At 36.7% G+C, this 7,287-nt stretch carries 7 protein-coding genes; all 7 read left to right on the forward strand.

Annotated features, from left to right (window positions below; genetic code table 11):
* Nucleotides 1-82 precede the first annotated feature (82 nt).
* Entirely contained in the window at nt 83-670 is a 588-nt protein-coding gene (gene purN, locus JST55_01505; protein MBS1492154.1) for a phosphoribosylglycinamide formyltransferase, read from the forward strand.
* On the forward strand, nt 671-2,191 hold the full coding sequence (gene purH, locus JST55_01510; protein MBS1492155.1) for a bifunctional phosphoribosylaminoimidazolecarboxamide formyltransferase/IMP cyclohydrolase: 1,521 nt from the start codon (nt 671-673) through the stop codon (nt 2,189-2,191). It abuts the gene before it with no gap.
* A gap of 103 nt (nt 2,192-2,294) precedes the next feature.
* Nucleotides 2,295-2,462, forward strand: a complete 168-nt coding sequence (locus JST55_01515) for a hypothetical protein (protein MBS1492156.1) — start codon at nt 2,295-2,297, stop codon at nt 2,460-2,462.
* Between the two features lie 294 nt (nt 2,463-2,756).
* Nucleotides 2,757-3,758, forward strand: coding sequence for a rod shape-determining protein (locus JST55_01520; protein ID MBS1492157.1), 1,002 nt, complete (start codon nt 2,757-2,759; stop codon nt 3,756-3,758).
* A 361-nt stretch (nt 3,759-4,119) separates the two neighbouring features.
* Nucleotides 4,120-4,947 carry a rod shape-determining protein MreC gene (mreC, locus tag JST55_01525; GenBank protein MBS1492158.1) on the forward strand — a complete coding sequence of 276 codons (828 nt, stop codon included), beginning with the start codon at nt 4,120-4,122 and terminating at the stop codon, nt 4,945-4,947.
* Between the two features lie 35 nt (nt 4,948-4,982).
* Nucleotides 4,983-5,483 carry a rod shape-determining protein MreD gene (mreD, locus tag JST55_01530; protein MBS1492159.1) on the forward strand — a complete coding sequence of 167 codons (501 nt, stop codon included), beginning with the start codon at nt 4,983-4,985 and terminating at the stop codon, nt 5,481-5,483.
* Nucleotides 5,483-7,267: a penicillin-binding protein 2 gene (mrdA, locus tag JST55_01535; protein ID MBS1492160.1), complete on the forward strand. Its 1,785-nt coding sequence runs from the start codon at nt 5,483-5,485 to the stop codon at nt 7,265-7,267. Before mreD ends, mrdA begins: the two co-directional genes overlap by 1 nt.
* The last annotated feature ends 20 nt before the right edge of the window (nt 7,268-7,287 follow it).

A 7,287-nucleotide genomic window follows, 5' to 3' on the forward strand; every position in this document is an offset into this window, starting at 1 on the left:
ATTATCAAATTTTTGTAATTTTACGTGAAATTCAATTGAATTCCGATTAAAATCTGCTTATTTTTGTAAATATCTGTAAAAATTGAATATTTGTGTATTTGCTTCAGGTAAGGGTTCAAATTTTTTATCGATTTTAAATTCGATTAAGAAAAAAGAAATATCTTCTGAAGTTGTAGCGTTTGTAAGTGATAGGAAAGGATGCGGCGCAGAATTAATTGCGAAAGAAAATAATATTAGGACTTTCTCGTTTAGTTCCTCTGATTTAATTACTTCTCTAAAAAATTTAAAAGTAGATTTTATAGTTCTCGCAGGTTTTTTAAAAAAACTTGATGAGAATTTTATTAGTGTTTTCAAAGACAGGATCATAAATATTCATCCTGCACTGCTTCCTTCCTATGGAGGAGCAGGTATGTACGGCATGAATATTCACAGGGCAGTAATAAAAAATAAAGAAAAATATTCCGGCATCACGATTCATTTTGTAAATGAAAACTACGATGAAGGAAAAATAATTTTTCAGAAGAGAGTTGATGTAGATGAAAGCGACGATGAGAACAGTTTGGTTGAAAAGATTCATAAGCTCGAGCACGAATGTTATCCTATGATAATTAAAAAATTTGAAGAGGATAAAATAAAAATTATAAACAACGAAGTTCAAATTTTAAATTAAGTGTCCATAGTAATAAAAAGAGCTATACTAAGTGTTTATGATAAAACAGGAATTGTTGACTTTGCCCGCGCGCTGAATGAAAAGGGGATTGAGATTATTTCTACAGGAGGAACATATTCGCTTTTGCAAAAGGAAAATATTCCTGTAAAAAGCGTCGCTGAAGTCACTGAGTTTCCGGAAATTCTGAACGGCAGAGTGAAGACTCTTCACCCTTCAATTGCGGGAGCGATACTGACGGATAAAAATAATCCCGAACATCTTGCAGAGCTGAAGAAGCATAATATCGAGCCTATTGACTTAGTTGTTGTGAATTTATATCCGTTCACGGAAACCGTTGCAAAGGGTTCATCTGAAGATGAGATTATTGAAGAGATAGATATCGGCGGAGTAACGTTAATCCGCGAAGCTGCAAAGAATTTTAAGAGTGTAAATGTTTTAGTTGATAAAAGTCAGTACGAAAATTATTTGAATGAACTGAATTCAACTTCAAATAATATTTCAACGGAGTATTCAAAAAAACTTGCTGCAAAAGCGTTTGATGTAATTGCTGAGTACGATACTGAGATAAGAAATTATTTTAATGGTGAAGAGAGTAAACAGGTAAATTTAAAAAATTCAGTACCACTCCGGTACGGTGAAAATCCGCATCAGGAAGCAGTTCTTTACAAAGACGATTTCGATGTAATATTTAAAGTCCTGCACGGCAAAGAGCTATCATACAACAATTTACTTGATACAAATTTTGCATATGAGTTTATCTGCGAGTTTGAAAATGAAAATCCTGCATGCATAATAGTTAAGCACGGTAATCCTTCGGGAGTAGCAATAGGGGATTCGTTACTCGACGCTTATAAAAAAGCTTTTGCAACAGATACTGTTTCACCGTTCGGCGGAATAATTATTTTTAATAAGAAGCTTGATTTACAAACGGCGGAAGAAGTTGATAAATTATTTTCTGAAATAATTCTTGCTCCCGAGTTTGATGAAAAGGCATTGGAATTATTGCAGAAGAAAAAAAACAGAAGGCTTATTCAGTTTAATTTTTCCAATTCGCATAAATATGAATTGAAAAAAATTGCCGGAGGATATTTATACCAGGGAAGAGATAACGTTACAGTCACAAAAGAAAATTTGAAAACTGTAACCGATAAGCAGTTAGATGAAAAAGATATTGAAGATGTAATTTTTGCCAATAAAGTAGTAAAATATACTAAGTCAAACGCAGTAGTATTTATAAAAGATAAAAGAACTTTAGGCATAGGAGCAGGACAGCCTTCAAGAATTGATTCAACGAAGATTGCAGTTTCAAAAGCTAAAGAGTTCAATAATAATCTTGAAGGAAGTATAGCGGCATCGGACGCTTTTTTCCCGTTTGCAGACGGATTACTTGAGCTTACAAAGGCGGGAGCGAAGACAATTGTTCAGCCCGGCGGCTCGGTGAGAGATGAAGAGGTCATCAAAGCAGCAAATGAAAATAATATTACAATGGTGTTTACAGGCATAAGGCACTTTAAGCATTAACATAGTAATGAGTAACAAGTAGTAAGTATAAAGTAGTATCTTATTTTGAGTATCCGTAACAAGTGAATAGAGTAAGAATTTTAAAATTTAAGAAAAGAAATTTATGCAAAACCAAAGATTGATTCAGTCAAAGAACTTTGTAACACGAAATGATGTAAACCGTTTCGGAAAGAAAAATGTGAAAGCCGTCCCGAAGAAAACTGAGACTCTTGAAAAAAATGCCGAAGAGAATGAGAAGATGATTAACAAAAAAGAAACTACAACTATATAGGTTCTCCGTCCCAAACTCTGTTTGGGACGGAAGTATTGAGGTGAAACTCCGTTTCACCTTGAATGAAGCGAAACGGAGTTTCGCACCATATTGCATTCCGAAACAGAGTTTCGGAATGAGTTCTTTTGAATAAGTAACAAAGTAGAGTTTTAGCGTTGCGACGCAGGTATATTAAGATTATTTATCATCAAATCAAAATGTTCCGGCTTTGCAGCGATTAGCACATATAAAAAACATATTAAAAATTTTTTTAAATTTATTTTAGACTAAGGAAATAAAATGGCATTACTCGGAATGTTTTCCAATGATATCGCAATTGATTTAGGCACTGCAAATACTCTTATCTATGTTAAAGGAAAAGGAATTGTACTCAATGAGCCGTCCATAGTTACCTATGACGTAAGCTCCAGAAAAATTGTTGCCATCGGTGAAGAATCGAAAAAAATGATGGGAAGAGTTCATAAAGAGCTTTCCACAATCCGCCCTATGAAAGACGGCGTTATCGCCGACTTTGAAATGGCTGAAGGAATGATAAAAGCATTCATCAAAAAAATCAGCTCTAACTGGATGCCTGCTAAACGCATCGTCATCTGCGTTCCCTCGGGAATTACAGAGGTTGAAAAACGCGCAGTACGTGACACCGCTGAGCATGCCGGAGCAAAAGAAGTTTATCTTATCAGTGAGCCTATGGCTGCTGCTATCGGTATCGGACTTGACGTTATGGCTCCATACGGAAACATGATTGTCGATATCGGCGGCGGTACAACTGAGATTGCAGTTATTGCTCTTTCAGGTATGCCTACAAATTATTCTATAAGAACTGCAGGCGATGAATTGACTGAAGCAATCGTAAGATTTTTCAGAAGCAATCATAATATTCTCATAGGAGAAAGAATGGCAGAAGAAATCAAATGCCAGGTCGGCTCCGTTATGCCTCTTGAAGAAGAAGTTATCATTGAAGTAAAGGGTAGAGATTTGGTTGCAGGTGTTCCGAAAGTTACTGAGGTTAGCTCTGTAGAAATTCGCGAAGCGCTGAATGCACCTGCATCACAGATGATTGAAGCAGTAAAAGTTGCTCTTGAAAAAACTGCTCCTGAACTTTCCGCTGACTTGCTTGAGCGCGGAATATTTTTAACAGGCGGCGGTGCATTAATAAAAGGACTTGATGAAAGATTAAAGATGGAAACAGGCGTGCCGGTTCATATTGCTGAAGATCCACTTACTGCAGTTGCGAGAGGAACAGGAAAAGTGCTTGAGGATTTGGATTATTATAAGAAAGTTTTATTAAAAAGATAAATAGAAAGAAAGTTAAGTTTTAAGTAAAAAGTTTGTAAAGTCTTTCGCTCTCGTTATGATGTTCCAGCTTCGGAACGCATACGCTGCGAAGCTGGAGCATCGCAGCGAGGATAAACTAATTGCCACGAGTTTTAACTCGTGGAATAAGAGTGACTCCTCCGCAAGCCCCCTCCTTACTAAGGAGGGGGTAGGGGGTGGTTAACAATCCGTTCCGACGCTGGAGCATCGGAACGAGAACAAGAGGAGCTCCACAAGATATATATTACCAAGCTGGAACTTGGAAAAGACATTGAGACGTTTCAATAAGTAGTAAGTTATACCCCAACCAATTTACAAAAATAAAATCTCCACTATATAATTATTGAAAACAATAGGGCTTTTAATATTAAGAATTAAAGAATATTTAATCTTAACGGTTTTTGTAGTTATAAGCTTAGTTTTAATTTTCAATAACGATAATACTCAGATAAGATTTCTCCGTGCATTTGCTATAGGATTTGTAGGCACGCTTCAAAGCGGAGTATCAGCCGTTCCAAACGTCTTCGAACTTCAAAGCGAAAACAAATATCTCCGCGAAAAAAATATCGAGCTTGCCAATGAAGTTGCTTCATTAAAAGAAGCCAAGCTTGAAAATATCCGTCTCTCCAAACTTCTTACATTAAAAGATAAAAACATTCTTGGAATTATTTCAGCAAAGATTGTAAATAAATCTCTTGTGCAGACAAGAAATACTATTACAATTAACGCAGGTGAAAATGACAGCATAAAAGTTAATATGCCCGTTGTAACTGATGACGGACTTGTAGGAAAGATTGTAGGCGTAAGCAAAAATTATTCAATAGCACAGATCTTATACAACAAAGATCTGCGTATCAGCGCTAAAGTTCAGCGCAGCAGAGTTGACGGCATTTTTACCTATGACGGAGTAGGGAATTTAGTTTTAACTAATGTACCGAAGGCTGCCGATGTGAATCCCGGCGACCTGATAATAACATCTGAGTACAGTAATCTTTTCCCTGCAGGCATACCGCTCGGTACTGTGATTGAAACAGGCAACCTTGATAATCTTTTCAAAAAAATTACAATAAAGCCTGCGGTAAATTTCAATATTCTGGAAGAAATTTTTGTTGTAAAGAGCCAGCCGAGCAAAGAGAAAAGTGACCTTGAAAAAATATTTATGAATAAATAACTGAAAGCCGTTTTGTACGGAATGAAAATCACATAATGATTGTTTCTTATTTAAAATACATTGCAGTAATAATTCTTTTAGTCGCAGTCCAGAAGACTTTGATATGGCTTATTGCGTTATCAAACTACAACATAGCTCCTGACTTAGTGATTCTGATGGTGATATACGTAGGTATTGTCCGAGGACATATCGAGGGTTCTATTATAGGATTTTTATCGGGACTGATGATTGATACTTTATCGGGCTCGTTCCTGGGGCTTTCAGCTTTATCATATACCATAGCAGGATTTATTGCAGGGTATTTTTGTATTAAAGAGCGCGAAGAATTTTTAAACAAATATTATTTAATCGGAATTGTTTTCCTTTGCGCATTAATAGGTAACTCAATTTATTTTTTAATTTTTTACCAAGGTTCACCGATATCTATTTTTAATATATTCCTGATTTATGTTTTATCTACTACGACATATACTACTATCGTAGGAAGTTTATTTATTCTTTTTATTAAAGACAGTAAAAAAACTGCTTACAGCTAATGGACTCTACAATTAAAAAAATCATTCTCTACATTTTTGTGGGATGCATTTTTGTTGTGCTTGTTACAAGACTGGTTTACCTTCAGGTTATCAGTGTGGATGAGCTCTCAAAAGATTCGAATAAGAATGCGATAAAAAATATAAGTGAAACTCCCGCCCGCGGACTTATGTTCGACCGCAACGGAAAAGTTGTCGTTGATAACAAGCCCGCTTATACTCTTACTATTACTCCTTATCAGTTCGATAAAGCCAACTTAAATGAAATTGCAAATCTTGTAAATCTTCCTCCGGAAAAACTGAAAGAAGATCTGGATAAAGTAAAAGGCACGAATAGATTTAATCCTGTAAAAATAAAAAGAGGATTGGATTTCAAGCAGGTATCATTCCTCTCTGAAAATAAAGAAAGATTAAAAGGCGTTGATTATCAGGTTGAAGCGTTAAGAGTTTATCCCAATAAATTCAGAGCTTCGCATATGTTCGGATACACGAAGGAAATTTCCGAGAAACAGCTGGATAAACAGGTCGGTGACTATTATAAACAGGGCGATGTAATCGGTTCAAACGGACTTGAAGAGAGTTATGAAGAAGTTTTACGCGGTGAAAAAGGAAACAAGTTTGTTTCAGTAGATGTGAAGGGAAGGGAAGTCGGTGCGTTTAATGACGGAAAGAGTGATATTCCTCCTGTAAACGGTTCTGATTTAATTTTATCAATCGATGCAGACCTTCAGGAATATGCTGAAAAGCTTTTAACAGGAAAGCACGGTGGTATAATTGCGATGGACCCGAGAACAGGCGAAGTTTTATGTATGGTATCGAAACCGGATTTTGACTTATCAATTTTCTCAGGACCAACAGACCCGAAAGATTTTGCAAAGTTAATAATGGATAAAGAGAAACCTTTATTCAATAGGGCTATTCAGGCAAAGTATCCTCCCGGCTCAACTTGGAAAATGATGATGAGTCTTGCAGGGCTTGGAAGCGGCGAGCTTACTCCGAAGTCTACTATAGTATGTGAAGGTTCGTTTACTTACGGCGGAAGAACATGGGAAGACCACGGAGCATATGGAGCGATTATGATTCCTACTGCTTTGGAAAAATCTGCAAATGTTTTCTTTTATAAATTAGGATTAAGACTCGGCTTAGAGAATTACGATAAGTATTCATCCATGTTCAACTTTGGTAAAAAAACCGGAATTGATCTACCCAATGAAACATCAGGCTTGCTTCCGACACAGGCATACTATGATAAAGTATTCGGTCCGCGCGGATGGAACCAGAGTGTATTGATAAACCTGGGTATAGGGCAAGGAGAGCTGCTTGTTTCTCCTGTGCAGCTTTGCGCATATTCTTCTGCAATTGCAATGAACGGTTTGTATAATCAGCCGCATTTAGTCAGCAAGATAAAAAATTCAATAACAGGTGTTGAAGAAAATGTAAAGTACGATTCGCATCAGATCGATATGCCGAAGAATTATTTTGAAGTTGTTCAGCGCGGAATGTATTTAGTAGTAAACGGGACAGGAACTGCGAAGAATGTTAAGAACGATACATATACGATTGTAGGGAAAACAGGTACTGCCCAGAACTCGGGAAATAACCACTCGTGGTTTGTCGGTTACGCTCCCTACGAAGACCCTAAGATTGCAATATGTGTACTCGGTGAAAACGCAGGCTGGGGTAATGCATTCGGCGCACCGATAGCAGCAGCCATTATGGTCAGGTACTTAAGCGGAAACTCAGCAGATATATTTAATGAAAGCGCGGGCTCAGGGATAACGGATTAGTATTGAGTATTGAGTATTGA

This window comes from Bacteroidota bacterium (genome assembly GCA_018266835.1).
GTDB lineage: Bacteria > Bacteroidota > Ignavibacteria > Tepidaquicellales > Tepidaquicellaceae > JAFDZO01.